The organism is Pseudorhodoplanes sp. (assembly GCF_050250235.1).
Taxonomy (GTDB): Bacteria; Pseudomonadota; Alphaproteobacteria; order Rhizobiales; family Xanthobacteraceae; genus Pseudorhodoplanes.
The window spans coordinates 1-26687 of record NZ_JBFWPA010000088.1; the positions used below are offsets into that span (position 1 = coordinate 1).

Genomic DNA, 26687 nt, shown 5'->3' on the forward strand with positions numbered 1-26687 from the left:
GTTAAAGCCGGGGATGGCCGTTTACGCCGACCTGAAGAGAGATATTTTTGGAATCTAAGCTAGCACAGGTTCGCGATTGCGGCGCTGGGTCCCCGCCTTCGCGGGGACGAGCGGGATAGGTTCGTCGTTCGCGGCTCAAGGCTTCCGTGGCGAAATCTCGCGCCAGATGCTATGTTTTGCTAATGACCGCCAAACCCAGCCGCAAGCAAGAATCGCGCGCCACCACGATGGTGCCCGTCACCACCATGGAGGAGTTGCTTGTCCTGAGTGATGAGGAGCGTGAAAAGCTGCTGGCCGACCTAAGGACGGCGGAAGCCGAGGCGGCCGCCGGCCAATCGGTCGAATTCGACCCCGAAGCGTTCGAGCGCGTAGCCCGTAGGGCGCAATAAACGAAGCGCATTGCGCCACAGTAAACCGACGTGTCCGGCCCAGCCGACATGCAGCGAACGCACGCGACGGCATCCCCCCGCTTTCCGCACCCGGCGCAATGCGCTTCGCTTATTGCGCCCTACAAACGACGAGCAGCAACGGTATCCTGGATGAAGCGCAGCGAAATCCGGGGCAGGCGTTCCCGCATTGCGCGGAGCCTGTCATCGGGCGGCGCTTCGCGCCGACCCGGTGGCTCCATGCGGGCTACGAGGCGTCCGGCGGCGCGGCACGCGGCGGAGACGCGGAACGACGCGATTTGGTATGGTCTCGCCATGACCAAGCACAGCATCGAAAGGCTGCTTGAGCGCGTGGCCTCCTGGCCCGAGGACGCGCAGGACGAGTTCGCGAAATCGCTTGCCGAGATCGGGAGTCTTTGAAATTTCCAGTCGACCCTTAAAGGGGATTCGCGAGTCGCCGAGTGATTGCCTACTCGATTACTTCGTTGGCCAATACCAGAAGAATTGGGGGTACATCGAGCCCAAGGGCACGAGCGTTGGGTACGCTCACCACGAAATCGAAAACCGTCGGCTGCTGAACCGGCAATTGCTCGGGTCGCGCGCCACGCAATATCTTGTCAACGTAATCCGCTGCGCGGCGGAACATGTCCGCGAAATTCGGTCCGTAAGACATCGTGGCCCCTGCCAGCACGAATTCGCGAAGATCAGCCATCGTGGGGAGACCGGCGGCGGTGGTCTGCGAAAAGATGCGTTCCCTATTTGTCATCAGAAACGGGTCAGCGCAGACAAAGAGGGCTTTGGCTCTGCCCTTGATCGATGCGAGGCTGGCATCGATATCGTCCGCGGTCCGGACTCTAAGAGGAAGAATCGTCAGTCCAAGCGCTGGAGCCAACGCTTCCACTGACTGAATCTGGAGCATGGCGCCTGGATCGGCCCCGTTGCCCAGGATCGCAAACTCGGTGACATTGGGTACGAGATGACGCAGCAGTTCAATCCGCTTTCCTGAAAGGTCGCTCGACTGAATTGAGAGGCCTGTGACGTTTCCACCGGGCCGCGGCAAGGATTTGATCGTTCCACTGCCAATCGGGTCCGAGTTCACGGCGAAAACGATTGGTATTTCGGAAGTTGCGCGGCTTGCTGCCTGTGAGGGACCTACACCGGCTGTCACGATCGCGCTTACGTTCAGCTTCACAAACTCTGAGGCAATTTCAACCGCCCGGTCTATTCGACCTTCCGCCCAGCGATATTCAATCGCGATCGTTTGACCGTCCACCCAGCCAAGTTCGGCCATGCGTTTGACGAAAGCATCTGCCCACTTGCTCATGGCCGCGGCGGTTGCGGCTCCCAGGAAGCCGATAACCGGCCTTGTTGCCTTTTGCGCCCGCGCCAAGAGTGGCAAGGATGCGAACCCACCGACCATGGTGATGAACTCGCGTCGCTTCATAGCCCGCCCCGATCCGACCCCGTCAACGCGACAGCAGTGTAGCGAGCGCAGCCCGCAGGGCGCAATAAGCGCAGCGCAGCCCGGATGGCGCGCAGCGAAGTCCGCGGCCGCTATTCCCGCAGTCCGCTTCGCTCCATGCGGACGACACGGTGACGAAACGCCAGCGCCCGTTCGGAATATTTGTGAACCGCCGCGCCGTGCCTCTTTCCACTGTCATGTGACCGTGCAACTATTTTCTTGTTTATCGTGACGAGAGGTCTGCATGAAACTCAAGCTTGCTTTGTTTTGTATGCTGCTCGCGGTACCAGCTGCCTCTGCTGCCGACATGAAGGGGTCCTGGATCGGGAAAACCCACACGATCATTGCCGGAGCCGGTGGCCCGCACTGGCCCGAGAGCAAGGGCACCTGGGAAAAGCCCCTGCTGGCAGACCGCGACATCACCCTGAGGATCACCGGGCAGGATGGCCGCCGCTTCTGGGGAGAGAGCGTGATTGCCGGCGATGGCGCCTCGGGCGGCAAGACGACCATAGAACCGTTCATCGGAACGGTGTCGACCGACGATAGCACCGTCATGATGGCAGATACGGACGGATATTATATCGGCAAGCTCTCGGGCAACACGTTCTCCTATTGCTACATCCAGTCGGGAGCGAAGCAGGCTGGCGACAAGCCGGCCGTCTCAACCTGCCTTGAGGTGACGAAGAAGTAGGATGCCTGACACCCGCGGTGCGCGGCATTCCGCGATCGCGGCAAGCGCAGCCCGGATGGAGCGAAAGCGAAATCCGGGGCCGACCCTACACGTCCTTTGCCCGCATTGCGCGGAGCCTGTCATCGGGCGGCGCTTCGCGCCGACCCGGTGGCTTCATGCGGGCTACGGCGCGCGCCGGAAAATCCGGTGGCCGGTCATTGCGCCTGGGTGATGGCATTGCGGTCGCCGGTGGCGGTCACCGTATGCGGCGCGCTGCCGCTTGCTCCCTTCCGCCATGTCACCGTGTTGCCATAGCCGCGCACGGCGATCCGGTCGGCGGCGCCGACGTCGATCACATTCCGCGCGCCGTTGATCGTGACTGCCTTTGACGCCTCGACGGCAAGCCTGTTGTCGCCGCCGTTGACCGTCACGCTGTCGCAGGTGCCGTTCAGGGTGAAACTGCCGCCGGTGCCGTCGACCGCGACCTTTTTCTCCTTGCCGCAATCATGCGTGGCGACCGCCACGCCGCTATAGGTCCGGTCGGGATTGTCGCCGCCGCACGCGGTCAGCGTCACGGCTGCAAGCAGGGGCAAAGCGATGCGCGCCATTCCAGGTCCTCGCGGCCACCAGCGTAGCACCGATGGTGCATCACGGATGGGCAGGCCGGTCTCCCGATGAACCGGACGCCGCTTCGTCCCGACCAACCGTCATGACCGCCGATGCCATCATCGTCAGAGCCGGGTTGATCCTGTTCGTGCTGGGCTGGCCCGCCATCGGCCTGGTCTACTGGTTCGCGGGCTACGGTCCCGTGGTCGAATGGTCGATGCCGGTCCTGATCGGCGTGACCATCGGACTTGCCACGCGGTGGACCACGGATCGACTGGGGCTGAAATAGCCCATTCTGCGATTCCAGTTCCGGGACGCGCGCGCCGCGAAGCTAGCGGAACACATACACGATGCGCCGCGTCACCGGATCGACCAGCACCGGCGTGTCGTTCACATAGACATACTGATAGCGATAGTCGGGCACGTTGTTCAGCACCACGGTGTGCGGAATGCTGGCGCCGACCACCACCGCGCCGGGATAGACGACGGAGGGTGCGACGTTCGAGGTGACATAGGCGCCGACCGTCGGCGGCGGCGTCACCGGTGCAAGGTTGGTGATCGGATCCGGAGCGCCGATGGCGGCTGCGCCCGCGCCGCCCGGGCCGATCACGGTGGGGGTGGGAAACAGTGGCGGCGGGATGTATTCCGGCCGGTAGGTCGGCACTACCGCAACCGCGCCCGGCGGATTGTAGGTGATGACCGGGACGCTCGCGACATGCGCGGGCTCGCGCACCACGATGGTGCCGCCGCCGGCCGCAAGCGACATGTATTGCGAATAGGACCAGCCGATCTGACCCCGGAAATCAACCTGGCACCACAGGCTGCCCTCGATGCAGCCGAGGATGCGGGCCTGCTGCTTCGCCTTGATCAGCCCGATGACCGGCTGCTCCGGTCCGGGCCCGGAGCGGATATTGAGATCGGTGGTGGCGGTGCCGGTGGTCTGCGCGTGCGCTGTGGCGATGAATGCAAGTGAGACGATGGCGGAGACGATGACGCGTGTCATGACAGAGCCCCCTGCGAAGCGGCACAAGCGCTCCTGCAATGGCGCAGCATAGACCGGAACACGCCGCGGCGGAATGGGGCGCAGCTTCTTCCATTGTGCGTCGCGCATTGCGGTGCGGTGCACAAGGAAAGGCCCGGCGCTTGCGCGGCCGGGCCTTCGCTTCAGTCAGGCCGATCGGGGGGCCGGCGATCCGCCCTGCAGGCGCCGCATCGCCCTGCGGAAATCAGTTGCGGAACACATACACGATGCGCCGGGTCACCGGATCGACCAGCACCGGCGTGTCGTTCACATAGACATACTGATAGCGATAGTCCGGCACGTTGTTCAGCACCACGGTTCGCGGCAGGCCGGCGCCGACCACGACTTCACCCGTATAGGCGAAGGAGGGTGCCGCATTCGCGGTGACGTAGGTGCCGACCGCAGGCGGCGGCGTAACCGGGGGCAGATAGGTCGAGGCATAGACCGTTGGGCTCGGCGCGCCGATGGCGGCCGCACCCGCGCCACCCGCGCCCACGATCGGTGCGGTGATCGCGGCTGCGATCGGCGCGACATCGGCGCGATAGCTCGGCGCGACATAGCCGTTATAGGCGACGACCGGCACACCGACGATATTGGCCGGTTCGCGCACCACGATGGTGCCGCCGCCGGCCGCAAGCGTCATGTATTGCGAATAGGCCCAGCCCTGCTGGCCGCGGAAGCTGATCTGGCACCACAGGCTGCCTTCGACGCAGCCGAGGATTTGTGCCCTCTGGCGCGGCTTCATGTAGCCGATCACCGGCTGCTCCGGGCCGGGGCCGGAGCGGATGTTGAGCGCGGTGGTGGCGGTGCCCATGGTTTGCGCCTGCGCGGCGCCGAAGGATGCGAATGTGAGAATGGCAGCTGTGAACAGAACGCGTTTCATGACGGAGCCCCTCGGGTGATCGAGTGATGGTGCAAGGATGCCGCAACAGAAATGTCCGGCGGCATAACGGGGAGGCGGGAACTTGGTTCAAATGAATCGGATTGCCGGCCATCAAGGCGGCGTGACGCGCGCGTGAAGACGCGTGAGAAGAATTCGCTGAATGTCTGCTGAAAACTCGAGGGATTGGGCGGATGACGCTGACGCGCTCATCCGCCCTGCGATCATCACCTAGCGATACACGTAGACGATGCGCCGGCTGGCCGGATCGACCAGCACCGGATAGTCGTTCACATACGCATAGTTGAAGCGCGAGCCCGGGACCGGCGTGAGGTCGATCTCGACCGGCAGGCCGGCTCCGATGGTCAGACTGCCCTCGAGATAGACCGGGTCGAGCGGATTTGCCGCGATGAATGTCCGCACCGACCGCGGCGGCAGGTAGGCCGGGGGCGGAGTGGTTGCGGCATAAACCACTTCGCGCGGCGCGATCAGCCGGCCGGCATAGGCGCGGGTGCGCACGCCGGTGGTCTCGACCAGTGTGGTTGTGGGCGCCCGGTAGGCGACGGCGGGCGCCGGGTAGGTCACGGCCGGCGCGGGCTGCTGATAGGTGACGGCCGGCGCGGGGGTGTAGACCGGCACCGGGGTCGCAACCGGGACCGGAATCGGAATCGGCACCGCAACCGGTGCAACCGGGAGCGGCGCGGGGGCTGCGGCGACGACGGTGCGGGCCGGCGCCACCTCGATTTCAGGCTGCGGGAGAAGGGCGACGGTGTCGCCGGCAAACGTCATGTATTGCGAATAGGCCCAGCTGCGCCGCCCGCGAACATCGACCTGACACCAGCGGCTGCCTTCGATGCAGCCGATGACGGTGGCGCGCTGACGCTCGCGCAGCATGCCGATCACGGGAAATTGCGGGTCGGGACCGGAGCGGAGGTTGAGGTCGGTGGTGGCGGTGCCGATGGTCTGGGCCTGTGCCCCGGTCAGCATCGCGGCGGACATCAGCATGGCGGGGAGGAGCGCGCGTGTCATGACAGCCTCGCAGGATTGTGAGAGTGAGGTCTGCGGTTGAACGCGGGCTGGCAACGGTTCGTTCCGCGATGCGGTGCGCCGGCCGCATTTGCCGGTTCCATCGCCAGCGACTAACCTCCGCCTGCCAATTCTCGGGGAGTATTCTGATGCTGCGCGCTGCCACCGCCTTTCTCACTCTGGCCCTTGCCGTGATTGTCACCGCCTCGCTTGCGAGCGCGCAGGTTCCCGCCGACAGCCGCCTGAAACGGATCGCGGATACGAAGACCATCAAGATCGGCTATCGCGCAGCCGCGACCCCGTTCTCCTTCGTCAATCCGCAGACCAGGGAGCCGACCGGCTACACCATCGACCTTTGCCGGATTGCGGCGGAGGCGATCGGCAAATCGCTCAATGCGCCGCTCAAGATCGAATGGGTCGAGGTCACGACGCAAAACCGCTTCGACATGGTGGCGCAGGGCAAGGCCGACCTGGAATGCGGTTCCTCGACAATAACGCTGTCGCGCATGAAGCAGGTGGATTTCTCGTCGGTCACCTTCGTCGAAAGCACCGGGATCGTGGTGCGCACCGCTGCCGGAATCGCCAAGACGGGTGACTTCAACGGCCAGAAAATCGCGGTCGCGGCCAATACGACGAATGAACAGGCGATTGCCGAACTGATCAAGCAGGGCAGGCTGAAGGCCACGCTGGTGCCGGTGAAGGATCGCGATGCCGGGGTCGCCGCGCTGGAAAAGGGCGAAGTCGACGGCTATGCGAGCGACAAGCTGCTGCTGGTCGGCGCGCGGTTTCAGGATGCCAAGGCGCTGACGATGCTGCCGGACGACCTGTCGTTCGAGCCCTATGCGATTGCCCTGCCGCGCGGCGACTGGGCGTTCCGGCTTGCGGTCAACACCGCGCTTGCCGAGGTTTTCCGTTCCGGGCTCATCTTCAAGGTGTTCGGCAAGTGGTTCGAGCAGATCAAGCTGAAGCCCGGTCCGGTGTTGCTCAGTGCGTTCTCGCTGGGTGCACTGCCGCAATAAAATGCGGCCGCGTGTCTGGCATTTCGTTCACCTTCGTTCATGAAAGTGTGAATGTCGTTCAGAAATTCTCGGCCCCACGCGTGTTATGGTTTGGCCCGGGCGTGTGTGTCGGGTGGAACCATCACGCGTGTTGAGGAGAGAATCATGCGCAAGCTCATGCTGAGCCTCGTGGCAGCTGTGTCGATCGCGGCTGCGACCGTTGCCGCGCCAAAATCCGCTGACGCTGGCTGCCGCGGGTGCTGGGTCGGCGCGGGTGTTGCGGCAGGCGTCCTTGCCGGTGCCGCCATCGCGAATGCAGGCTATTACGGCGGTTATTACCGGCCCGCCTATTACGGCGGCTACGCGCCAGCCTATTACGGCTATCGACCGTATTACGCGCCGCGCTATTATGGTTATTATGCGCCGCGTTACTACGCACCGCGCTATTATGCGCCGCTCCGTTACGGTTACGGGTACGGCTATCGTCCGTACCGCTACGGGTATCGGTGGTAGCGCGGCAGGGGACCGAAGGCTTCCTCTCGGGGGTGTCTTCGCAAACACGGCGCAACCGAAGACACACTTCAACGGTTGCTGATCTTGGCTCAAACACGAGAGGAACTTCCTATGCGTAGGCTGATGATGATTGTTGCCGCTGGTGTGGGACTCGCGGTTGCCGCGGTCGCCGTTCCGACGAGCGCTGAAGCCCGGTTTGATTCCGGGCTGACCGTGCCGGATGCAACCACTGCGCAACCGGTGCAGTATTATTACGGCTATCGCCGGCCCTATTATCGGCCGCGATACTATGCGCCGCGCTACTACGCGCCACGCTATTACGCGCCGCGTTACTACGCACCGCGCTATCGCTATCGCTATTACTGAGGGTGCTTGCGGCCCCTGGGGCCGAGCGCGAGCGAAGCCCCGCACCGCGATATCGCCACCGATTCGACAGTGATCGGGTCGGTGGTGGTTTTCGCTTCGCGGATGCCGCGATTTACGATTCCTGCAGCCGCAGATAATCGAGCTTGCCGAGCGGCACGCCCTTGTGCCGCAAGATGTCGTATGCCGTCGTGACGTGGAAGAAGAAGTTCGGCAGCGCGAAGGTGAGCAGATAGGACGCGCCGGTAAAGACGGGCGTGAAGCTGCGCAGCTTGAGTTCGATCGGCGTCGCGTCGGTGCCTTCGAACTGCGCCTCCGCGAACGAGTCGATGAACATAACCGTACGCTCGATGCGCGCAAGAAGATCGGCAAAGCTTGCTTCGTTATCTTCCATTTTCGGGGCCGTCACTCCGGTGATTCTTTCGAGCGCGAGCTTCGAGGTATCGCTCGCGCGCTGAACCTGGCCGGCAAGCGTCAGCATGTCGGGCGCCAGCCGCGCCCCGACGAGGGAGGCCGGATCGGAGCCGGTCTCGCGTGCATGCGCTTCGCCCTTGCGCAGAATGTGGCTGAGCGTGCCAAGCCCGTGCCGGAAAACGGGGACCGAAGCCTGGTACATCGAGATGGGCATGGGGCGTCGATCCTTCGTGTCCGTTCGCTGAAATTGCCGGGCCTATGCAGCGCCCGTGCGAATGGCCACCAGCACGTTCAATTCATCCGTCGCGGGCGGAAGGACGTCCGGAGGACTTTCCGGGGCCATGCGGAAACCATCACCCGGGCTGAGCCGGAGCCGCAATTCAGGCCAGGCAAGCAGAACCGGCTCTTCCCCAAAATTGATCAGGGCCCAGACGTCACCGGTCGAGACCGTTCCACCCGCGTCCTGAACCAGCAATTCGCACACCGAATCCTTCGGTGGCGTCAGGCCTTTGAAACCGAGGAATTCGGCCAGATCGTCGGAAAAGTATTCGAAATCGCCGCTGCCCTCCGTGGCTTCGTCGTTCAACATCGCCCAGAAGCGGTGGCGCATATGCGTGGGCACCGAAAACAGTCTAAAGCCGGCGGTGTCATCCCCGGATGGACTGGTCAGCTCGGTCAGCTCGTCCTCGCGCGGAGGCCGCCAGCCTTCGGCTCCTGCGACGAGCAACCGATCCGACCAGGAACCCTTGACGCTGAAATGCGAAGCGATCGCGAAGCAGGCCTTCACATGGCGGCCTTGATTCGTTCGAACTTGTCGAGCGCCACGTCGAAGGTCGCCTTCTTGTGCAGGCGGCAGGACATCGTTTCCGTTGTGGCGAAGTCGCCATTCTCGAAATACTTGTTGCCGGGCGGACCGCCGCCGCAGAACGGATAGTAACGGCAGCTTTCCTTGCACAGGTCCACGCCGCGGCGGATTTCGTCGTCAAGGGCGATAAACCGCGGCATGCTCAGCACGGAGTCCAGCGAATCCGTCGCCACGTTGCCGAGCGCGAACCTGCCGAGCCGCGGCGAGCTCAGGCCGAGCAGCTCGGGTGAATAGGTCGAAAAATTGCCGGTGCAGTCGACGTTGAGGATGCCGAACGGGCGGCATTCCTGGGTTCGCGTCTTGAGCTGCTCGCGGTGCGCGATCGAACTGCGGGACGTCTCGAATTCGCGCACCCGCAGCGGCGGGTCCGACGCGAGTGCGAGGTCCATGAAGCGCGAATAGAAGCGGCGGAAACGCGGCTCCGTACCGCTGCCGGCCAGCGACGACGTCACGTGGGGCCCCTCGATCTCCTCCACGTTGAACGCGACGTCGGTGATGCCGTGCTCGATGTAGAAATCGAACAGCTCGTCGGGATAGTCCAGAGACGCCGACGTCAGCACCGTGATCACGTCGAAGAAAATCTCGTGCTCGCGCAGCTTCTGCATGCCGCGCAGGATGCGATCGAGCGTGCCGCTGCCGTTCCGGGTCTTGCGACTGCGGTCGTTCAGGAAATCCGGCCCGTCGACGCTGACCCCCACCTGCACGTTGCGGCGGCGCAGGAAGTCGCACCAGGCGTCGTTGACCAGGGTCGCGTTGGTCTGAAGGGATTGCGTGACTTCGACGCCGCTGGTGTTGCAGCGCTCGAGCAGGAGCGTGGCGTCCTCATAGAACGATGCCGGCAGAACCATCGGTTCGCCGGCATGCCACAGCAGCGTGAAGGGTTGACGTACCAGACCGGAGGAAAAGGCCCAGTTGAAGGTCTTTTCCAGCGTCTCGATCGTGATCTTCCGCTTGTCCAGCCGGTCCGGAAGATAACAATAGGTGCAGTCGAGATTGCAGAACGGGGTCGGCTGGACAACGAGCAGTTCCAGGGGACCGACGTGGTCGGCAGAAATCATGCTCTAGCGATTGCGGAACGCGTTGCGGAATCCGCCGCCTCCGTTGCGGAACCCGCCACCGTTGCGGAAGCCGCCGCCGTTGCGGAAGCCGCCACCGTTGCGGAAGCCGCCGCCGTTGCGGAAGCCATTCCGGAAACCGCCATTTCCAAACGGAGCATTGAAGAAGCCGCCGCCGTTGCGGAAACCACCGCGATTGCCGAAGCCGCCGACGCCGGGGAGGTTAATGAACTGTGCATGGGCCTCGCCGGCGGGGCCGACGACGTCAGCCGCTTCCAGATCAGCGGCCCGGGCCTGAACGTCGAGGTCGGAAAGGCTGGCGACATCGACAGGCGTCTCCGGCACGTTGGCGAGCGAGGTGCGGGCGAGCGTCACGACCCCCGCCGTGGTGATTGCGCCCCCAAGAAGGGTTCGCAACAGGTTACGCCGTGTCAATTTCTCGTCCATGGGCTCAACCGCCTTTGTTGGCTACCCTTCCCGCTGAAAGGCGGGGCATATTAGCGTTTAATCCTTCGCAGACAAGTGCTCTGCACCCGGCGCGATGGTCGATTCCATCGACTTTTGACGCTTCAAAGCGTCACAAGTCTGTCAGGTCGGTAAGATGTCCGGCTGACCCATCGCGGCAGATTTCATTCGCACCGATTCGGACGGATTGAGGCCAGCGATTCGGTGCAATGCGTCGTGCTCTGTGTTACCGCAGGCGCGGTAATCCAGCCTTCGGAGCACATCAGCGTGTCAGACAGCGATTTCAAGCCGGGCGACGCGGTCAGCCTCAAGTCCGGGGGACCCCGCATGACCATCGCAATGGTGGATGGGAAAAGTGCCTTTTGCGAGTGGTTCACCGACGATCAGCAGTTGCAAAGCCGTTCATTCGCCCTCACCAGCCTGATGCTCAACGAGGAGCGATAGGCGATTTCCGGTCTTGCGTTCCGGCGTCCGCCGGTCCGGCGCGGGACGGCACATGCGAAGGCGGCTTCCATCGCGGAAGAACCGGCATAGCGCCGGGCCAATCCGTCTTTCACGCTACGAAAACTTCAGCGCGGCAGTCGCCAGCGCCGCTCCCTCCGACATGGCGCGCAACTTCGCCCAGGCGATCTGCGGATGGGTGCGCTCGCCGAACCCGCAATCGGTGCCGGCGATCACATTCTCCCGGCCGACCCGCGCCGCGTAGCGCTGGATGCGTTCGCTCACCAGTTCGGGATGCTCGATGGTGTCGGTCGCATGCGCGACCACGCCCGGGATCAGGATCTTGCCGGCGGGCAGCTTCACGTCCTCCCACACATGATATTCGTGCTCGTGGCGCGCGTTGGCTCCCTCGATCAGATAGGCTTGCGCCTTCACCCGCAGCAGGATGTCGACGATGTCGCGCAGCGGAATGTCGAAGGCATGGGGGCCATGCCAGCTCCCCCAGCAGAGGTGATAGCGGATGCGGTCTTCCGGGATGTTGCGCAGCGCATGATTGAGCGCATCGACGCGCAGCATGCAGTATTTGCGGAACGCATCGAGCCCCATGCCGACGCCGATGCGTTCCCAGAGTGCGGCAAGCCAGGCGTCGTCGACCTGAACGAGAAAGCCGGCATTGGCGATCATCTCGTATTCGACGCGCATGGCGTCGGCGAATGCGAACAGAAACTCCTCGGTGGTCCTGTAATATCTGTTGGCGTGATAGGGTTCGAGGCTGGCCGGTGCGGTAGTGGTGAGGAAGGTGTCGGCCTTCGCCTCCGCGCCCAAGGCTGCCTTGAACAGGTCGATCTCGCGCTGCAGCGCGGCCTGGCCGGTATAGGTGATGGGCCCCGTGCATTCCCGGTAGACGCGCTTCACCGCCGGCTTGTCCCTGGTGACATAGAACAGCGTGCCGCGTTCGGCGGCGAATTTGTAGAATTCCGCGAAGGTCTCGCGGTCCCTGCCCTGCATGAGCAGCGGCGCGCCGGCCGCGGATGCCGTCTCAAACCCGCCGAGCCGGCCGTCGATGAAGCTCAGCCAGTCGCCGCCCTTGGTGAATTCGCCCTCGTTGACGATATCGATGCCGGCGTCTCGCTGAGCGTCGACGATCGCCCGGATTGCCGCCGCATCCGGATTGTCATGCCCGGCCTCGCCGCGACCAGGCAGGCTGCCGACATGGGTGGTGAGAATTCGATCGGTCGAACGTTGCATGAAAGCTCCGCAGAGGCTCGAAACCACGGGATAGCGCAAGCGCATCTTTGCGCAAACGGCGCCCTCCCAGTAGGCTGGTCTGGCCGGCGGCAAGGAAGCAAGAGGGACTGCGATGACCGCGGTTGCGGAAGGCCGGACGGAGGCGGGTCAGGCGCAGCCTGAGCTCAAGCGGGTGATGGGCCCGTGGCTGCTGCTCCTGTTCATTGTCGGCGATATCCTCGGCACCGGCATCTATGCGCTGACCGGACAGGTGGCGAAACAGGTGGGCGGCATGGTCTGGCTGCCGTTCGTCGTGGCCTTCGTCGTGGCGCTGATGACGGCCTTCTCCTATCTCGAGCTCGTCACCAAATATCCGCGTGCCGCCGGCGCCGCGCTCTACACCCACCGCGCCTTCGGCATTCACTTCTTCACCTTCATCGTCGCCTTCGCGGTGATGTGCTCCGGCATCACCTCGGCCTCGACCGCGTCGCGCGCCTTCGCCGCCAATTTCGCACATTCGTTCAATCTCGATCTCGCGGGCGGCATCGGCATCACGCTGCTGGGTCTTGCCTTCATGGCGCTGGTCGCGATCGTCAATTTCCGCGGTGTCGGCGAGAGCGTGAAGGCCAATGTGGTCCTGACCTGCGTCGAACTGACCGGGCTCCTGATCATCATCATCATCGGATTGTGGGCGATCGGGCTTGGCCAGGGCGACGTCTCGCGCGCGTTCGAATTCAAGACCAGCCCGGATACCAGTTTCATCTGGCCGGTGATCGCGGCGACCACGCTCGCCTTTTTCGCCATGGTGGGATTTGAGGATTCCGTCAACATGGCGGAAGAAACCAAGGACCCGACGCGCATCTTTCCGAAAATCCTGCTGGCGGGCCTGCTCATCACCGGCACCGTCTATGTGCTGGTCTCGATTTCGGCGATCACGCTGGTGTCGCCGGAAGAACTGGGACAGGGCGAGACCCCGCTGCTGAAAGTCGTGCAGGCCGGGGCGCCGAATTTCCCGGTCTGGATTTTCGGCTTCATCACCATGTTCGCGGTCGCCAATTCCGCGCTGATCAACATGCTGATGGCGAGCCGGCTGGTCTACGGCATGAGCCGCGAGCACGTCCTGCCGGCTGCGCTCGGCAGGGTGCATCGGACCCGCCTCACGCCCTATGTCGCGATTCTGTTCACCACGCTGCTCGCCTTCCTGCTGATCACCTTCGTCGGAGAAATACCGGCACTTGGCGGCACCACTGCGTTGCTGCTGCTCGGCGTGTTCACGGTCGTCAATGTCGCGGTGCTGGTGCTGCGCAAGGACAGGGTCGCGCATCCGCATTTTCGCACGCCAACCATCGTCCCGGTACTCGGCGCGATCACCTGCGCGTTCCTGGTCGGTCCGTGGACCGGCCGCGATCCGCAGCAATACCGGATCGCGGGCGTGCTGCTTGCGATCGGCGTGGTGCTCTGGGTGGTGACGATCCTGATCAATCGGGCGACCGGCGTGAAGCCGGCCGACCCCGTGATGGAGGACATCGGCGGCCACGGGCCAAAAAACTAGGACAGGGGAGTCGAAGGCGCGGCGGCCTGTCGTCTTGCCCCGCGCGAGCGGGAAGCATCCGGTGATGTTCCGAGTTGCGGTGTCAACTGGATCGCCCGCTTGTGCGGGCGATCCCAAGCGCGCGAGGCTCAGCGAAACCTGAAGCCTCCGCCTCCTCCTCGGCCTCCGCCGCCACCGCCAAAACTCCTGCCGCCGCCGCCCCCACCGCCGCCAAATTTCCTGCCGCCGCCCCCGCCACCGAACTTGAAACCACCGCCCCCGCCACCGCCACCGCCGAAGTTGAAGCCGCCGCCGCGGCCCCCGCGATTGTTGCGCCCTTCGCGATTGCCCTGACGATGACCCTGGATCTGGCGGTGACCCTGGAATTGGCGATTGCCCTGGAGCTCGCGATTGCCACGGCCCTCGCGATTGCCACGACTTTCGCGATTGCCGCGGCCCTCGCGATTGCCACGACTTTCGCGATTGCCGCGACCTTCGCGACTGTCGCGGCCCTCACGGTTGCCGCGGCCCTCACGATTTTTGTAATCCGGCTTTTTCTTGGCATTGTCGGGCTTGCCGGTGCCGCGGTCACGTTCGCGGTCCGGATGACTGGGCTTGTTGCTGTCGTGGTCGGGCTTGCTGGCGCGATCGTTGTCCGGATATTTCGGACGGTTCGGCCGGCGCGGATCGCGGATGCGGACCGGATCCGTGATGCGCGGCGGGATCACCGGCACGTAGACCGGCGTGTCCGGTACGAAGACCGGTCCTCCCGGGCCGCCAGGCGTGGTGACCGGTATGCCGACCGGTGGCGGCGGCGCAATCGGCCCGACCGGAACGGAAGCGCGCGTTCCCGGAGGGATCGCGTTGGGCGGGACCGGATTGCCCGGCTGGTTCGGGGCGCCCGGCAGGGTGCAGGGGCAGGTATTGCCCGGATTGCTGATCGCGCGAATCTGGTTCGCATCGCGCGCACCGCCCAGCACCGAAGCAAGCGCGAGACGATTCTGCGCGCGCTGCTGAAGTCTGCGCGCAGTCGCGCTCAAGTCGGTGTTCGGATAACGCGCGAGGAAGGCCGCGAACCCCGCCTCGCTGTTGAGTGCCACGGCCTCCTGCCAGGCCAGCATCATCAGCCGGCGATCGAACAGCGAGCGCAGGTTGACGGCCAGCGGGTCGCTGCCGAACAGCGCAAGATATTGCTCATACACAACGACATTGTCCTCGCGCACGACAATGGTGAAGGCGTCGCGCGGGGACATTGCTCGCAGCTCGCTGCGCCATGTTTCCGCGGTCTTTTCCGCGACCGGGCCGGGGCGCGGCTTCCTGGCGTCCGGAAAAAACGAGAATGGCTCGGTGAGCGCCGACACCTCCCATGGCGTCTGCCGGCCGCCCGTCGTGCCATGGACCGCAAGCCGCACATTCTTCAGAGCGCTTTCGATCGGCAGGCCGGGCTCGCGCGCCGACTTCAGGAGCGCGAGCGCGAACGGCGAATTGCGCCCCGTTCCGTCACTGGCCGTGTGTCCGGGTGATGTCGAATAGGCCAGCAGGGTGCCGGCGGGCGCGTTCACCAGCGCAAGCCCGCGCGGTGCGGTCTTGGCAATGTCGTCGAACGGATTGTCACGACAAGCATCGAGGATGACGATGCGGGTCTTTGCGCGCACCGTCTCGAGCATCGACATCAGGTCTGCCATCCGCATCGCTTCCAGCGGGACATCGGCCTCGCGCGCGATCGCGGCGTCGACCGGAACCAGAAAGTTCTCGCCGTCGACCTGCACGCCGTGGCCGGCGAAATAGATCAGCGCCACGGTGTTTTCGGGCTTCTCGGCGATGCTCGTGGTGAAAAAGCGGATCACCTTGCTCATGCTCGACTTGTCGAGATCGAGTCCGGAGGTGACGTTGAAGCCGGCGTCCTTCAGCAGCGCGCCGACCGCTTCGACGTCGCGGGCCGGGTTGGCGAGTGCGCTCACGCTCTTGTACTGGGAGTTTCCGATCACCAGAGCGAACCGCTCCTGCGCGGAAGCCGGAATCGGTGCGGAGAAGATCGCGGCGACGGCCGCGCATGCGAATCCCAGTTGCCGAAGCATCTTCAAGCCCTCCCTGGTCGGACCTGCATCATCGGACCTGCATCGTCGGACCTGCCGCATCATCATTCGCGGCGCTGACGCCCGGCCGATCCGCATGCCGTGCGAACGGACTGTCTGCGGACAAATTCGCGGGCCGTCGGTTGGTCGCGGCGGACATTCTCCGTACTCCGTACGGGGAACATGTCACCGATATCCAGTATAGCCGCTGATTTGCAGTCCGGACACCCGCCGAATCTCACGTTCCGGCGATGAGCCCAGGCGGCCCGGCGCAAAGGCCGGGCCGCGGTGAGCCTGGATTGAAGGGCCGGCCTTGGATCACGCAGCCGGCCCTTCCGTCAGCGTCGCCTGTTGCCGAGCTGCCTTAGGGCCTTGTCGAGCGCCCTGAGATCGCCGCGACCGCCGCCCTGGAATCGGTGGCCGCCCTGGTTCACACCACCCGGGATGCGAATATTGCCGCCGCCGCCGCATCGGCATGGCTTGCTCAAGCCCGGGACGTGCACGATTTTCACAGGGCCGGGAACGATCTTGACTGGACCCGGAACGATCTTGACCGGTCCGGGAACCTTCACCTCCTTGATGATTTCCCGCACCGGTCCGGGGACCTTTACCTCCTTGATGATTTCCCTCACCGGCCCGGGGACCTTCACCTCCTTGATGATTTCCCTCACCGGTCCGGGGACCTTCACCTCCTTGATGATTTCCCGCACCGGGCCCGGCACCTTCACCTCCCGGATCACCTCGACCGGTACCCTCACCTCGCGCACGATGGTTTGGGGTGCGTTGTTCAGCGCATTGGCGGACAGACCGAGCACCGGCGTGATCGAGCGCGCGAACGAGGAACGCGCCTCGGTGCGATCCTGAAGCCTGCGGGCGGTCTCGGCGAGGTCGCTGTTCGGGAATCGCCTGAGAAACGCCTCGAAGGCGGACGCAGTATTCAAGGTGACCGCTTCGAGCCAGGCGATCATCATCTGCCGCCGGTCGAGGATGGCGCGCACGGGCGCAGCGAGGACATCGCCGCCATAAATCGACAGATACACTTCGTACACGATCACGTTGTCTTCGCGGATCGCAACCTCGGCAGCCTGCCGCGGCGACATCGACCGCAATTCCTTGCGCCACGCGTCGGTGTTCTTCGCGGCACTTGGATCGGCGGCGACGGCCTTTCCGCCCGGAAAGAACGAGAACGGCTCGATCAGCGCGGAGACCTCCCACGGGGTTTGCCGGCCGCCGGTGACGCCATGCACGGCGAGCCGGACATTCTTCAGCGCCGTCTCGATCGGCAGTCCCGGTTCGCGCGCGGATTTCAGCAGCGCCGCGGCGAAGGGTGAATTGCCGGCCGAGCCGTCATCGGCGGTGTTGCCGGGTGAGGTCGAGTAGGCAATCAGCGTGCCGGCCGGCGCGTTCACCAGCGCAAGGCCGCGCGGCGCCGTTTTTGCCATGTCGGCGAACGGATTGTCTCGGCAGGCGTCGAGGATGACGATCCGGGTCTTGCTGCGAACCGTTTCGAGCATGGTCATCACGTCGGCCAGCCGCATGGCTTCGACTGCGACGTCGGATTCCTGTGCGATCACGGCATCGGTGGGAATGAGGAAATTTTCGCCATCGACCTGCAATCCATGACCCGCATAATAGATCAGAACGACAGCGTCTTCCGGCCTTTCGGAGACGCTGCGTGTGAACGTGCGAAGCGCGCGGCTCATGCTCGATTTGTCGAGGTCCAGCGCCGACGTGACGTCGAAGCCAGCCTGCTTCAGCAGGGCGCCGACCGCAGCCGCATCGCGGGCGGGATTGCCGAGCGGATTGACGCTCCTGTATTGCGAATTTCCAATCACCAGCGCAAAGCGATCCTTGGCAAAGGACGCAACGGGAGCGAATGCCAGGGCGATCAATGTCAGGCACGCGCATGTCAGTTGCTTTAGCATTTCAACCTCCAGGCCGTTTCCAGATGCGGAATTTTCGATTCAAGTTTTCCGGAAACACCGGTTATCCGGCGCAGCCGCGCTGGCGCGGCAAATTTCTCCGGTCGTCAGTAGGTCGGCGGCACTCGTTCGGAGGTTCATTTCCGGCTTTGGGCAAAACCCGCGCGGTTCGGTGCTTGCGCTGGCCTGCGCCCTTCTGCCACACCGCGCGGATAGCTGATGCGGGATGTAACGGCAGATGCATGCAGTGATTGGCGGCGGGCCGGCCGGGCTGATGGCGGCGGAAACGCTGGCCCGCGCAAATATTGCGGTCACCGTCTACGAGCGGATGCCATCGCTTGCGCGCAAGTTTCTGATGGCCGGACGTGGCGGACTCAACCTGACGCATTCGGACGATTTGATCCGGTTTCTGTCACGATACGGCACGGCGGAACACTATCTGCGGCATGCGATCGACGCGTTTCCTCCGGAGCGCCTGCGCGCCTGGAGCGCTGACCTCGGTCAGCCGACCTTTGCCGGAACCAGTGGCCGCGTCTTTCCTCAGGCGATGAAGGCATCGCCGCTGCTGCGCGCCTGGCTGCGGCGGCTCGATGCGATGGGCGTGAAAGTCGCGCTGCGGCATCGCTGGACCGGCTGGGCAGATGACGGCGCGCTGGTTTTCGACACGCCGGAGGGCGTTGTTCGTGCGACGGCGGACGTCACGGTGCTGGCGCTGGGCGGAGCAAGCTGGCCTCGGCTCGGATCGGATGGCGGCTGGGCCGACATTCTGTCCCGCGAAGGCATCACGCTTGCGCCGCTGCGGCCTTCGAATTGCGGGTTTCGCGTCGGGTGGTCCGACCATTTCCGCGCTCGTTTCGAAGGCAAGCCGCTGAAGCCCGTTGCGTTGTCATTCCGCGGGCAGCGGGTGCGCGGCGAAGTCGTGATCACCCGCGAGGGGATCGAGGGCGGTACAATCTATGCGCTGTCGCCCCTGCTGCGTGAGGCGATCGAGGACACAGGCAACGCCGAACTGCTCACCGATCTCCTGCCTGACATGGACATCGCTGCGGTGACGCGCAGGCTCGGCGCGCCGCGCGGCAAGGCGTCGCTGTCGAACATGCTGCGCAAGTCGTTATCGCTGTCGCCTGTTGCGATCGGGCTGGCGCAGGAGATCACCATCGGCAGGCTCGGCGCACTTGCACCGGATGAGATGGCGGCATTCCTGAAAGCGATGCCGGTGACACTGACCGGCGTTGCGCCGCTCGCTCGCGCGATCTCGACCGCCGGTGGCGTGCCGTTCGATGCGATCGACGATTCATTCATGCTGAAGCAGAAGCCCGGCGTGTTCGTCGCGGGCGAGATGCTGGACTGGGAAGCCCCGACCGGCGGCTATCTGCTGCAGGCGTGTTTCGCGACGGGCGCTGCGGCAGGCGAGGGCGCCGCGCGCTGGCTTTCCTGGCGGAACGCGGCGCTGCCTGCATGACCGATCTTGCGGCTTATGCCGGATTGTTCGCGGTGGCGTTCGTCGCGGCGACCATTCTGCCTGCACATTCCGAAGTGGCGCTGGTCGGATTGCTGATGACCGGCAACTTCTCGCCCTGGCTGCTGGTCGCGGTCGCCAGCGCGGGAAATATCCTGGGCTCCTGCGTGAACTGGCTGCTCGGGCGTTTTGCCGAGCGCTTCCGCGACCGCAAATGGTTTCCGGTATCGCCGCAGGCGCTCGACAAGGCGCAGGGCTGGTATCACCGGTGGGGACGCTGGTCGCTGCTCTTGAGCTGGGCGCCGGTGATCGGCGATCCGCTGACCATTGCCGCCGGCCTGATGCGCGAGCCGTTCTGGTCGTTTCTGATTCTGGTCTCGATCGCAAAAACCGCGCGCTACGTGCTGCTGGCCCTGGGGGCGATGGGGGTGATGGGGCCGGTGATGTGAACTTGCCGCGAAAGCGGGAATCCAGAGTCTTGCGCTGGGTCTCCGCCTTCGCGGGGACGAGCGGACAATGGCGACCCGGGCTACCCCTCGATCTCCTCACGCAGCATTTCCAGCTCCAGCCATTTCTCCTCCGCGGCGGCAAGGTCGGCCTGTGCCTTGGCGATGGCTGCGGTCGTGGCGTCGAACGCCTTGCGGTCGCGCGCATAGAGGCCGGGGTCATCCAGCTTTTTCTGCAAAGCGCGGATGTCGTCTTCGAGCCTGGCGATCTGTTTCGGCAGATTGTCGAGCGCGAACTTCTCGTTGAAGGAGAGTTTCTTCTTCGACCTTTGTGCCGCAGGCGCGTCTTCCGCCGAAGCCGCCGCCTTTTTCTCCTTTGATGGAGCCTCGCGACCCGGCTTGGTCGACGCGATATCGGCGCCGCGCTGGATCAGCATGTCGGAATAGCCGCCGGCATATTCGTTCCAGACACCGTCGCCTTCCGGCACGATGACGGCGCTGACCACGCGATCGAGAAAATCGCGATCGTGGCTGATCAGGATCACGGTGCCGGTATAGTCCGCGATCGTCTCCTCCAGCACGTCGAGAGTTTCCAGATCGAGATCGTTGGTCGGTTCGTCGAGGACGAGCAGGTTCGAAGGCTTGGCCAGCGCACGCGCCAGCATCAGCCGCCCGCGTTCGCCGCCGGAAAGCGCGCGCAGTGGCGTGCGAATCTGTTCCGGTGAGAACAGAAAGTCCTTCATGTAGCCCACGACATGCTTGGTCTGTCCACCGACCGTGACGGTGTCGCCGCGCCCGCCGGTCAGCGCTTCGGAGAGCGTCCAGTCCGGATCGAGGCTGTCGCGATCCTGTTCGAGCGCCGCCATCTCGATATTGGCGCCGAAGCGCACGGAGCCCGCGTCCGGCGCAAGCGTCCCGGTGAGCAGGGACAGCAGCGTGGTCTTGCCGCTGCCATTCGGGCCGACGATGCCGATGCGGTCGGCACGATTGATGCGAGTGGAGAAGTCCTTCACGATCGGCCGGGCGTCATAGGACTTGGAAATGTTCTTCGCCTCGATCACCAGCGCGCCGGACTTGTCGGCTTCCGCGACGCTGATATTGGCCTTGCCGACGCTGCCGCGATAATCGCGCCTCTGCTGGCGCAGCGCCTGCAACTCCCCCATGCGCCGGACATTGCGCTTGCGCCGTGCGGTGACGCCGTAGCGCACCCAATGCTCCTCGGCGACGATCTTGCGGTCGAGCTTGTGCTGCTCGCGCTCCTCTTCCGCCAGGATTTCGTCGCGGCGGGTTTCGAAGTCCTTGAAACCGATCTCCAGCCGCCGGGTCTGGCCGCGGTCGAGCCAGACGGTGACGCGCGACAGTGTCTCCAGAAAGCGCCGGTCGTGGCTGATCAGCACCAGCGCGCAGCGGCGGCCTTTCAACTCGCTTTCCAGCCACTCGATGGTGACGAGGTCGAGATGGTTGGTCGGCTCGTCCAGCAGGAGAATGTCGGGGTTGGGCGCCAGAACCCGTGCCAGCGCGGCGCGGCGCGCCTCGCCCCCGGACAGTTCGGCGGGGTCCTCGGCGCCGGTCAGGCCAAGCTGCCCAATCAGATAGCGGGCCTGGTAGGGGTCGTCGCCCGGGGCGAGCCCGGCCTCGACATAGGACGCCGTGGTGGCGTGGCCGGAAAGGTCAGGCTCCTGCGGCAGGTAGCGGATGGTGGCGCCGGGCTGGACGAACACGCTGCCGCGATCCGGCTCGACCATGCCGGCCGCGATTTTCAGCAGCGTCGATTTGCCGGAGCCGTTGCGGCCGACCAGGCAGACGCGCTCTCCCTCGGAAACCGACAGGTCGGCCGAAGTCAGCAGCGGCGTGCCGCCGAAGGTGAGCGCGATGTCGCGCAACTGGATCAGGGGGGCCATGGTGGGGCCGGTGTATAGCGCGGCTTCCGCCCCGCACCATCGAAAAAGGAGCCGATGGCCTCGCGCGCGTCATTGGCCCGGAATAAGCTGTTTGCGGGAGAGAATCGCCAAATGGACGTCCTGAACCTGCCGCGGCCGTCGTGGATGACGGAAGACCTGGTGTTGCTGGAAGACCAGGCTCGCCGCTTCATGGCGGCCGAATACGCCCCCAACATCGAGCGCTGGAACGAGGCGGGGATCTATCACCGTGAGGTCTGGAACACGACTGGGGAGGCCGGGCTCCTGTGTGCAGCGATGCCCGAGAAATACGGTGGCGCTGGCGGCACCTTCGCGCATGAAGCGGTGATCAACCGCGAATTCGCGCTGTGCGGGTTCGACTCCTTCGGCGCGCCGCTGCATTCCGGGATCGTCGCGCCCTACATTCTTCATTACGGCACCGAGGACCAGAAGCAGCGCTGGCTGCCGAAGATGGCGTCGGGCGAAATGGTCGGCGCCATCGCGATGACCGAGCCGGGCACCGGCTCCGACCTGCAGGGCGTGCGCACCTCCGCGAAGAAATCCGGCAACGGCTATGTGCTGAACGGATCGAAGATATTCATCACCAACGGCCAGCATGCCGATCTGATCCTGGTGGTGGCGAAGACCGATCCGTCGGCGGGCGCCAAGGGCGTGTCGCTGTTCGTGGTCGAGACCGCGGATGCGGGCGGCTTCCGGCGCGGGCGCAAGCTGAAGAAGCTCGGGCTGGATTCGTCCGACACCTCGGAACTGTTCTTCGAGGATGTCAAACTGCCGGCCGAAAGCCTCCTCGGCACGCAGGAAGGGCAGGGCTTCGTCCAGCTCATGCAGGAATTGCCGCAGGAGCGGCTGATCGTCGGCATCCACGCGGTGTCGATGATGGAGCGCGCGTTGCGGCTGACCATCGATTACGTCAAGGAGCGGCAGGCCTTCGGCAAGAAGATCATCGACTTCCAGAACACGCAATTCGTGCTGGCCGAATGCAAGACCGAGGCGACCGCGGCCAAGGTGTTCCTCGACCATTGCATCGAACGCCACGTCAAAGGTGAACTCGACACCGTCACCGCCTCGATGATCAAATACTGGACCACGGACGTGCAGGCAAAAGTGATCGATCGCTGCCTGCAATTGTTCGGAGGCTATGGCTATATGGACGAATATCCGATCTCGCGGATGTACCGGGACGCGCGGGTGCTCCGCATCTATGCCGGCACCAACGAGATCATGAAGCTTTTGATTGCCCGAAGCTTGTAACGCTGTCGTCCCGGCCAAGCGGCCGAAGGCTGCGCGAGCCGGGACCCATAACCACCGGCGGTGATTATGGGTCCCCGCCTTCGCGGGGACGACCGGAAGGAGACAGAGGTTATGACCGACGCCTTCATCTACGATCACCTTCGTTCGCCGCGCGGACGCGGCAAGGTGGATGGCTCGCTGCATGAGGTGCAGACGGTCAATCTCGCCTCGCAGGTGCTGAAAGGTGTGCGCGAGCGCAACAATCTCGATCCGGAACTGGTGGACGACGTGGTGCTGGGCTGCGTCGATCCGGTCGGGGAGGCGGGCGGCGACGTCGCGCGCATCTCGGCGCTGCTGGCGGGCTACGGCGACAAGGTGCCGGGCATCCAGATCAACCGGTTCTGCGCGTCAGGGCTGGACGCGGTGAATTTCGCCGCGGCGGAAGTGATGAGCGGCCAGCACAGCATGACGATCGGCGGCGGCGTCGAATCGATGAGCCGGGTCGGCATCGGCGCGTCGGGCGGCGCCTGGTTCATGGATCCGATGGCGGCGATCCCGACCTATTTCATGCCGCAGGGCATTTCCGCCGACCTGATCGCGACGAAGTACGGCTTTTCGCGTGACGACGTCGACGCCTATGCGGTCGAGAGCCAGAAGCGCGCGGCGGAAGCCTGGGCGGACGGCCGCTTCAAGAACTCCATCCTCCCGATCCGCGACGTCAACGGCATCACGCTGCTCGATCGCGACGAGCACATGCGTCCGACCACGACCATGCAGTCGCTGGCGTCGCTCAAGCCGTCGTTCGTCGAGATGGGCCAGCTCGGCGGCTTCGACGCGGTGGCAACGCAGCGCTATCCGGAAGTGGAAGAGGTCAACCACGTCCATCACGCCGGCAATTCGTCCGGCATCGTCGATGGCGCGGCGGCGGTGCTGATCGGCAATGCCGAAGCCGGGAAAGCGGCGGGCCTGAAGCCGCGCGCGCGCATCAAGGCGTTCGCCAATATCGGATCCGAGCCTGGCATCATGCTGACCGGGCCGATCCCGGTCACGCAGAAGGTGCTGAAGAAAGCCGGAATGTCGGAAGCCGACATCGACCTGTGGGAGCTGAACGAGGCGTTCGCGTCGGTCGTGCTGCGCTACATGCAGGCGCTCGACATCCCGCATGACCGGATCAACGTGAATGGCGGCGCCATCGCGATGGGGCATCCGCTGGGCGCCACCGGTGCGATGATCCTCGGCACCGTGCTCGACGAACTGGAGCGGCGCAATTTGAACACCGCTTTGGTCACGCTGTGTATCGGCGCCGGCATGGGGACGGCGACGATTATCGAGCGGGTATAAGAATTCCGGAGGAAGAGGCGCAAATGCCGAAAGTAGATGTCAGCAAGGCGGTGGTGCGGACCGTCGCCGCCTATCCGGGCGGTCTGCATAAAGGCACCGAAGATCGTACCAAAACGATGCTGGGCGACGTGTGCGGACTGACTCAGTTCGGCGTCAACCTCACGCGGCTGAAGCCGGGCGCGATGTCCGCGCAGCGTCACTGGCACGAGCAGGAAGACGAGTTCGTTTATGTCGTCGAGGGTGAAGTGACGCTGATCGAGAATGATGGCGAGACGCTTCTACGTGCTGGCGATTGTGCGGGCTGGAAAGCGGGCGTGGCCAACGGGCATTGCCTCGTGAACAAGTCGAAGGCCGATGCGGCGTTCATCGAGATCGGCACCCGTGCGCCGATCGAGCAATGCCATTATCCGGACGTCGACCTGCACATGAAGAAGGATGAAGGCGGCGTGCGCTTCACGCGCAAGAACGGCGGGTCCTATTAGTTTCCGACGAATCCCTTCGGTGAAGCGGTGACTCCGGAAATTCCAAGGGTAAGAAGCAATGCGATCGCAGCGAAGATCAGGCGACGCCGGCGATGCCGATGCTGCCCGTATTGAGCATCGGAACGGGAGACAACGCCTGAAACGACGGACGCGCAAAGAGATAGCCCTGAAACAGCCTAATACCGGTGGCGCGCAGGACCGCCAACTCGCTTTCGGTCTCCACGCCTTCGGCGATCACGGAGATGTCGAGGGCGCGCGCGATGCCGGTTATTCCCGCGACGATGGCCTGCTTCGCCGGGCTGGCATCGACGCCGCGCAGCAGCGCCATATCGATCTTGATCAGGTTCGGCTGATATTCGGCGAGAAGCTTGAGGCCGGCATAACCCGCGCCGAAATCGTCGATTGCGGTGATGAATCCAAGCCGCCGGTATTCGGCGATGATGCGTTCGATATGTCCGGCATCGCGCACGCGCTCGTCCTCGGTGAATTCGAACATGATGCGCTCGGTCGGAAAGCCGACACGCCGCGCGGCTTCGAGCGAGGTGCGGATGCAGGCGGATGGCTCGTAGACCGCATTGGGCATGAAATTGATCGACAGCCGCAGGTCCTCGTCGTCGAACAGCCGGCCCGCGGATTCGATCGCCTTGACCCGGCAGGCCTGGTCGAACCGGTAGCGGTTCGTATCGGTGACGCTGGCCAGAACGCTGGCGGCGGATTCGCCATTCCGGCCGCGGACCAAGGCCTCGTGGCCCCAGATGCGCTCGGAGGCGGCGTCAACGATCGGCTGAAACGCCATCTCGAAATCAAATCCGAGCGGCAGGTCGTCGCGGCAGCCGCTGCAGGCCTGGCGTTGCTTCATGATCCAGTCGCTTCTCACTCAACTTCCCGTTGACGCTATGCGGGGCTGGTTGCGAACCTGTTAATCGGCCGTCATGGAAAAAGATGGAACCCGGACATGAGTGAAGGAACCTTCAAGATCGAGGCTGATTCCGACGGCATCTGTGTGGTCACCTGGAATGCGCCGGGCCGCGCGATGAATGTCATCGACATGGCCACCATCCAGGAATTGTCGGACCTCGTCGAGAAGACGACGGCGGACGAAAAGGTCAAGGGCGTCGTCATCACCTCGGGCAAGGATACGTTCTGCGCCGGCGCTGACCTGACGCTGCTCAACACCATGCGCGGCATGTTCACTGACATGGTGAAGTCGCAGGGGGAAGAAGCGGCCGCGAAAAAGCTGTTCGAGGAAAGCCGCAAGCTGTCGCAGCTCTACCGCCGGATCGAGACCTGCGGCAAGCCGTGGGTGGCGGCGATCAACGGCACCGCGCTCGGCGGCGGCTTCGAACTGTGCCTTGCCTGTCATCACCGCATCGCGGCCGATCATGACAAGACCCGCATCGGCCTGCCCGAAATCAAGATCGGGCTGTTCCCCGGCGCCGGCGGGACCACCCGCATCTCGCGCATGATGCTGCCGGCGGACGCGCTGCAATTTCTCGCCAAGGGCGAGCAGCTCAAGGTCGCGCGTGCCAAGGGCATGAAGCTGATCGACAACGTGGTGCCGGCGGCCGATCTGGTGACCGCGGCGAAGGACTGGATCAAGGCCGGCGGCAAGCCGGTAGCGCCCTGGGACGTGAAAGGCTTCAAGAATCCCGGCGGACTGGTCTGGTCGAAGGCTGGAATGATGGTGTTCTCGCCGGCGAGCGCGCTGTACCGCAAGCAGACCTACGACAATTACCCGGCGGCGCGCGCGATCATGCAGGTGGTGTTCGACGGCCTGCAATTGCCGTTCGATCTCGCGCTGACGGTGGAGTCGCGCTACTTCGCGCATATCCTGCGCTCGAAGGAAGCCGCCGCCATGATCCGCACGCTGTTCGTGTCGATGGGCGAACT

At 64.3% G+C, this 26687-nt stretch carries 28 protein-coding genes; 14 read left to right on the top strand and 14 right to left on the bottom strand.

Annotated features, from left to right (window positions below):
• Positions 1-182: 182 nt before the first annotated feature.
• Positions 183-389 (top strand): hypothetical protein, encoded by a 207-nt coding sequence (locus AB7F49_RS27370; protein ID WP_428528306.1) that lies wholly within the window; start codon positions 183-185, stop codon positions 387-389.
• Positions 390-855: 466 nt separating this feature from the next.
• Here the strand turns inward: AB7F49_RS27370 and AB7F49_RS27375 are convergent, their stop codons facing one another.
• A complete protein-coding gene (locus tag AB7F49_RS27375) occupies positions 856-1830 on the bottom strand; it encodes an ABC transporter substrate-binding protein (RefSeq protein WP_428528308.1) in 975 nt (324 codons plus the stop codon).
• A 262-nt stretch (positions 1831-2092) separates the two neighbouring features.
• Here AB7F49_RS27375 and AB7F49_RS27380 point away from each other — a divergent pair, with 262 nt between their 5' ends.
• Positions 2093-2539 carry a hypothetical protein gene (locus AB7F49_RS27380; RefSeq protein WP_428528310.1) on the top strand — a complete coding sequence of 149 codons (447 nt, stop codon included), beginning with the start codon at positions 2093-2095 and terminating at the stop codon, positions 2537-2539.
• A gap of 194 nt (positions 2540-2733) precedes the next feature.
• On the opposite strand, the gene AB7F49_RS27385 is transcribed toward AB7F49_RS27380, so the two are convergent.
• Positions 2734-3126 carry a DUF3060 domain-containing protein gene (locus AB7F49_RS27385; RefSeq protein ID WP_428528312.1) on the bottom strand — a complete coding sequence of 131 codons (393 nt, stop codon included), beginning with the start codon at positions 3124-3126 and terminating at the stop codon, positions 2734-2736.
• A 101-nt stretch (positions 3127-3227) separates the two neighbouring features.
• On the opposite strand from AB7F49_RS27385, the gene AB7F49_RS27390 reads away from it, so the two are divergent.
• A complete protein-coding gene (locus AB7F49_RS27390) occupies positions 3228-3413 on the top strand; it encodes a hypothetical protein (RefSeq protein ID WP_428528314.1) in 186 nt (61 codons plus the stop codon).
• A 42-nt stretch (positions 3414-3455) separates the two neighbouring features.
• Here the strand turns inward: AB7F49_RS27390 and AB7F49_RS27395 are convergent, their stop codons facing one another.
• The 3 genes from AB7F49_RS27395 to AB7F49_RS27405 form a co-directional block, all read right to left on the bottom strand.
• Positions 3456-4127 (bottom strand): DUF1236 domain-containing protein, encoded by a 672-nt coding sequence (locus AB7F49_RS27395; RefSeq protein WP_428528316.1) that lies wholly within the window; start codon positions 4125-4127, stop codon positions 3456-3458.
• Positions 4128-4350: 223 nt separating this feature from the next.
• Positions 4351-5028, bottom strand: coding sequence for a DUF1236 domain-containing protein (locus AB7F49_RS27400; RefSeq protein ID WP_428528317.1), 678 nt, complete (start codon positions 5026-5028; stop codon positions 4351-4353).
• Positions 5029-5256: 228 nt separating this feature from the next.
• Complete coding sequence (locus tag AB7F49_RS27405) at positions 5257-6054, bottom strand: DUF1236 domain-containing protein (protein ID WP_428528319.1); 798 nt, start codon at positions 6052-6054, stop codon at positions 5257-5259.
• A 146-nt stretch (positions 6055-6200) separates the two neighbouring features.
• Here AB7F49_RS27405 and AB7F49_RS27410 point away from each other — a divergent pair, with 146 nt between their 5' ends.
• The 3 genes from AB7F49_RS27410 (at position 6201) to AB7F49_RS27420 (ending at position 7928) form a co-directional block, all read left to right on the top strand.
• Positions 6201-7070: an amino acid ABC transporter substrate-binding protein gene (locus AB7F49_RS27410; protein ID WP_428528321.1), complete on the top strand. Its 870-nt coding sequence runs from the start codon at positions 6201-6203 to the stop codon at positions 7068-7070.
• Between the two features lie 144 nt (positions 7071-7214).
• A complete protein-coding gene (locus tag AB7F49_RS27415; protein WP_428528323.1) occupies positions 7215-7562 on the top strand; it encodes a hypothetical protein in 348 nt (115 codons plus the stop codon).
• Between the two features lie 111 nt (positions 7563-7673).
• Positions 7674-7928, top strand: coding sequence for a hypothetical protein (locus AB7F49_RS27420; protein ID WP_428528325.1), 255 nt, complete (start codon positions 7674-7676; stop codon positions 7926-7928).
• 112 nt (positions 7929-8040) lie between these two features.
• Here the strand turns inward: AB7F49_RS27420 and AB7F49_RS27425 are convergent, their stop codons facing one another.
• From AB7F49_RS27425 to AB7F49_RS27440, 4 genes are read right to left on the bottom strand one after another with little or no spacing between them, the layout of a single operon-like run.
• Positions 8041-8553, bottom strand: coding sequence for a DUF1993 domain-containing protein (locus AB7F49_RS27425; protein ID WP_428528327.1), 513 nt, complete (start codon positions 8551-8553; stop codon positions 8041-8043).
• Positions 8554-8595: 42 nt separating this feature from the next.
• Entirely contained in the window at positions 8596-9126 is a 531-nt protein-coding gene (locus tag AB7F49_RS27430) for a hypothetical protein (RefSeq protein ID WP_428528329.1), read from the bottom strand.
• Complete coding sequence (gene grrM / locus AB7F49_RS27435) at positions 9123-10262, bottom strand: cyclophane-forming radical SAM/SPASM peptide maturase GrrM/OscB (RefSeq protein ID WP_428528331.1); 1140 nt, start codon at positions 10260-10262, stop codon at positions 9123-9125. Before grrM ends, AB7F49_RS27430 begins: the two co-directional genes overlap by 4 nt.
• Positions 10263-10265: 3 nt before the next feature.
• Entirely contained in the window at positions 10266-10634 is a 369-nt protein-coding gene (locus tag AB7F49_RS27440; protein ID WP_428528332.1) for a hypothetical protein, read from the bottom strand.
• A 357-nt stretch (positions 10635-10991) separates the two neighbouring features.
• Here AB7F49_RS27440 and AB7F49_RS27445 point away from each other — a divergent pair, with 357 nt between their 5' ends.
• A complete protein-coding gene (locus AB7F49_RS27445) occupies positions 10992-11168 on the top strand; it encodes a YodC family protein (protein WP_428528334.1) in 177 nt (58 codons plus the stop codon).
• Positions 11169-11282: 114 nt separating this feature from the next.
• Here the strand turns inward: AB7F49_RS27445 and AB7F49_RS27450 are convergent, their stop codons facing one another.
• Positions 11283-12413: a cobalamin-independent methionine synthase II family protein gene (locus AB7F49_RS27450; protein ID WP_428528335.1), complete on the bottom strand. Its 1131-nt coding sequence runs from the start codon at positions 12411-12413 to the stop codon at positions 11283-11285.
• 112 nt (positions 12414-12525) lie between these two features.
• Between AB7F49_RS27450 and AB7F49_RS27455 the strand changes: the two genes are divergently transcribed.
• Positions 12526-13944 (top strand): APC family permease, encoded by a 1419-nt coding sequence (locus tag AB7F49_RS27455; protein WP_428528337.1) that lies wholly within the window; start codon positions 12526-12528, stop codon positions 13942-13944.
• Between the two features lie 128 nt (positions 13945-14072).
• Here the strand turns inward: AB7F49_RS27455 and AB7F49_RS27460 are convergent, their stop codons facing one another.
• Both AB7F49_RS27460 and AB7F49_RS27465 read right to left on the bottom strand, forming a co-directional pair.
• Positions 14073-16001 carry a caspase family protein gene (locus AB7F49_RS27460; protein ID WP_428528339.1) on the bottom strand — a complete coding sequence of 643 codons (1929 nt, stop codon included), beginning with the start codon at positions 15999-16001 and terminating at the stop codon, positions 14073-14075.
• A gap of 335 nt (positions 16002-16336) precedes the next feature.
• A complete protein-coding gene (locus AB7F49_RS27465; protein ID WP_428528341.1) occupies positions 16337-17923 on the bottom strand; it encodes a caspase family protein in 1587 nt (528 codons plus the stop codon).
• A gap of 235 nt (positions 17924-18158) precedes the next feature.
• Here AB7F49_RS27465 and AB7F49_RS27470 point away from each other — a divergent pair, with 235 nt between their 5' ends.
• Together AB7F49_RS27470 and AB7F49_RS27475 are read left to right on the top strand one after the other, a co-directional pair.
• Positions 18159-19382 (top strand): NAD(P)/FAD-dependent oxidoreductase, encoded by a 1224-nt coding sequence (locus tag AB7F49_RS27470; protein WP_428528343.1) that lies wholly within the window; start codon positions 18159-18161, stop codon positions 19380-19382.
• On the top strand, positions 19379-19828 hold the full coding sequence (locus AB7F49_RS27475; protein WP_428528345.1) for a YqaA family protein: 450 nt from the start codon (positions 19379-19381) through the stop codon (positions 19826-19828). Before AB7F49_RS27470 ends, AB7F49_RS27475 begins: the two co-directional genes overlap by 4 nt.
• An 80-nt stretch (positions 19829-19908) precedes the next feature.
• On the opposite strand, the gene AB7F49_RS27480 is transcribed toward AB7F49_RS27475, so the two are convergent.
• Positions 19909-21726 carry an ABC-F family ATP-binding cassette domain-containing protein gene (locus AB7F49_RS27480; RefSeq protein WP_428528347.1) on the bottom strand — a complete coding sequence of 606 codons (1818 nt, stop codon included), beginning with the start codon at positions 21724-21726 and terminating at the stop codon, positions 19909-19911.
• Positions 21727-21837: 111 nt separating this feature from the next.
• Here AB7F49_RS27480 and AB7F49_RS27485 point away from each other — a divergent pair, with 111 nt between their 5' ends.
• The 3 genes from AB7F49_RS27485 (at position 21838) to AB7F49_RS27495 (ending at position 24797) form a co-directional block, all read left to right on the top strand.
• Entirely contained in the window at positions 21838-22995 is a 1158-nt protein-coding gene (locus AB7F49_RS27485; protein ID WP_428528348.1) for an acyl-CoA dehydrogenase family protein, read from the top strand.
• A 111-nt stretch (positions 22996-23106) separates the two neighbouring features.
• Positions 23107-24315: an acetyl-CoA C-acetyltransferase gene (locus AB7F49_RS27490; protein ID WP_428528350.1), complete on the top strand. Its 1209-nt coding sequence runs from the start codon at positions 23107-23109 to the stop codon at positions 24313-24315.
• 23 nt (positions 24316-24338) lie between these two features.
• Positions 24339-24797, top strand: a complete 459-nt coding sequence (locus AB7F49_RS27495) for a cupin domain-containing protein (protein ID WP_428528352.1) — start codon at positions 24339-24341, stop codon at positions 24795-24797.
• Positions 24798-24873: 76 nt separating this feature from the next.
• Here the strand turns inward: AB7F49_RS27495 and AB7F49_RS27500 are convergent, their stop codons facing one another.
• The gene (locus AB7F49_RS27500; RefSeq protein WP_428528354.1) at positions 24874-25656 is read right to left on the bottom strand and encodes an EAL domain-containing protein; all 783 of its coding nucleotides are present in this window, start codon (positions 25654-25656) and stop codon (positions 24874-24876) included.
• Positions 25657-25752: 96 nt separating this feature from the next.
• On the opposite strand from AB7F49_RS27500, the gene AB7F49_RS27505 reads away from it, so the two are divergent.
• On the top strand, positions 25753-26687 hold a 935-nt coding region (locus AB7F49_RS27505), incomplete at its 3' end, for an enoyl-CoA hydratase-related protein (protein WP_428528356.1).

Excerpts from the sequence above, each read along its gene's own strand:
- AB7F49_RS27490 (WP_428528350.1), top strand. The coding sequence starts at position 23,107 with ATGACCGACGCCTTCATCTACGATCACCTTCGTTCGCCGCGCGGACGC.
- AB7F49_RS27460 (WP_428528339.1), bottom strand. The coding sequence starts at position 16,001 with ATGCTTCGGCAACTGGGATTCGCATGCGCGGCCGTCGCCGCGATCTTC.
- AB7F49_RS27410 (WP_428528321.1), top strand. The coding sequence starts at position 6,201 with ATGCTGCGCGCTGCCACCGCCTTTCTCACTCTGGCCCTTGCCGTGATT.
- grrM (WP_428528331.1), bottom strand. The coding sequence starts at position 10,262 with ATGATTTCTGCCGACCACGTCGGTCCCCTGGAACTGCTCGTTGTCCAG.
- AB7F49_RS27470 (WP_428528343.1), top strand. The coding sequence starts at position 18,159 with ATGCATGCAGTGATTGGCGGCGGGCCGGCCGGGCTGATGGCGGCGGAA.
- AB7F49_RS27390 (WP_428528314.1), top strand. The coding sequence starts at position 3,228 with ATGACCGCCGATGCCATCATCGTCAGAGCCGGGTTGATCCTGTTCGTG.
- AB7F49_RS27420 (WP_428528325.1), top strand. The coding sequence starts at position 7,674 with ATGCGTAGGCTGATGATGATTGTTGCCGCTGGTGTGGGACTCGCGGTT.
- AB7F49_RS27370 (WP_428528306.1), top strand. The coding sequence starts at position 183 with ATGACCGCCAAACCCAGCCGCAAGCAAGAATCGCGCGCCACCACGATG.
- AB7F49_RS27415 (WP_428528323.1), top strand. The coding sequence starts at position 7,215 with ATGCGCAAGCTCATGCTGAGCCTCGTGGCAGCTGTGTCGATCGCGGCT.
- AB7F49_RS27400 (WP_428528317.1), bottom strand. The coding sequence starts at position 5,028 with ATGAAACGCGTTCTGTTCACAGCTGCCATTCTCACATTCGCATCCTTC.
- AB7F49_RS27485 (WP_428528348.1), top strand. The coding sequence starts at position 21,838 with ATGGACGTCCTGAACCTGCCGCGGCCGTCGTGGATGACGGAAGACCTG.
- AB7F49_RS27425 (WP_428528327.1), bottom strand. The coding sequence starts at position 8,553 with ATGCCCATCTCGATGTACCAGGCTTCGGTCCCCGTTTTCCGGCACGGG.
- AB7F49_RS27480 (WP_428528347.1), bottom strand. The coding sequence starts at position 21,726 with ATGGCCCCCCTGATCCAGTTGCGCGACATCGCGCTCACCTTCGGCGGC.
- AB7F49_RS27375 (WP_428528308.1), bottom strand. The coding sequence starts at position 1,830 with ATGAAGCGACGCGAGTTCATCACCATGGTCGGTGGGTTCGCATCCTTG.
- AB7F49_RS27395 (WP_428528316.1), bottom strand. The coding sequence starts at position 4,127 with ATGACACGCGTCATCGTCTCCGCCATCGTCTCACTTGCATTCATCGCC.
- AB7F49_RS27455 (WP_428528337.1), top strand. The coding sequence starts at position 12,526 with ATGACCGCGGTTGCGGAAGGCCGGACGGAGGCGGGTCAGGCGCAGCCT.
- AB7F49_RS27385 (WP_428528312.1), bottom strand. The coding sequence starts at position 3,126 with ATGGCGCGCATCGCTTTGCCCCTGCTTGCAGCCGTGACGCTGACCGCG.
- AB7F49_RS27380 (WP_428528310.1), top strand. The coding sequence starts at position 2,093 with ATGAAACTCAAGCTTGCTTTGTTTTGTATGCTGCTCGCGGTACCAGCT.
- AB7F49_RS27475 (WP_428528345.1), top strand. The coding sequence starts at position 19,379 with ATGACCGATCTTGCGGCTTATGCCGGATTGTTCGCGGTGGCGTTCGTC.
- AB7F49_RS27450 (WP_428528335.1), bottom strand. The coding sequence starts at position 12,413 with ATGCAACGTTCGACCGATCGAATTCTCACCACCCATGTCGGCAGCCTG.
- AB7F49_RS27465 (WP_428528341.1), bottom strand. The coding sequence starts at position 17,923 with ATGCTAAAGCAACTGACATGCGCGTGCCTGACATTGATCGCCCTGGCA.
- AB7F49_RS27495 (WP_428528352.1), top strand. The coding sequence starts at position 24,339 with ATGCCGAAAGTAGATGTCAGCAAGGCGGTGGTGCGGACCGTCGCCGCC.
- AB7F49_RS27500 (WP_428528354.1), bottom strand. The coding sequence starts at position 25,656 with ATGAAGCAACGCCAGGCCTGCAGCGGCTGCCGCGACGACCTGCCGCTC.
- AB7F49_RS27405 (WP_428528319.1), bottom strand. The coding sequence starts at position 6,054 with ATGACACGCGCGCTCCTCCCCGCCATGCTGATGTCCGCCGCGATGCTG.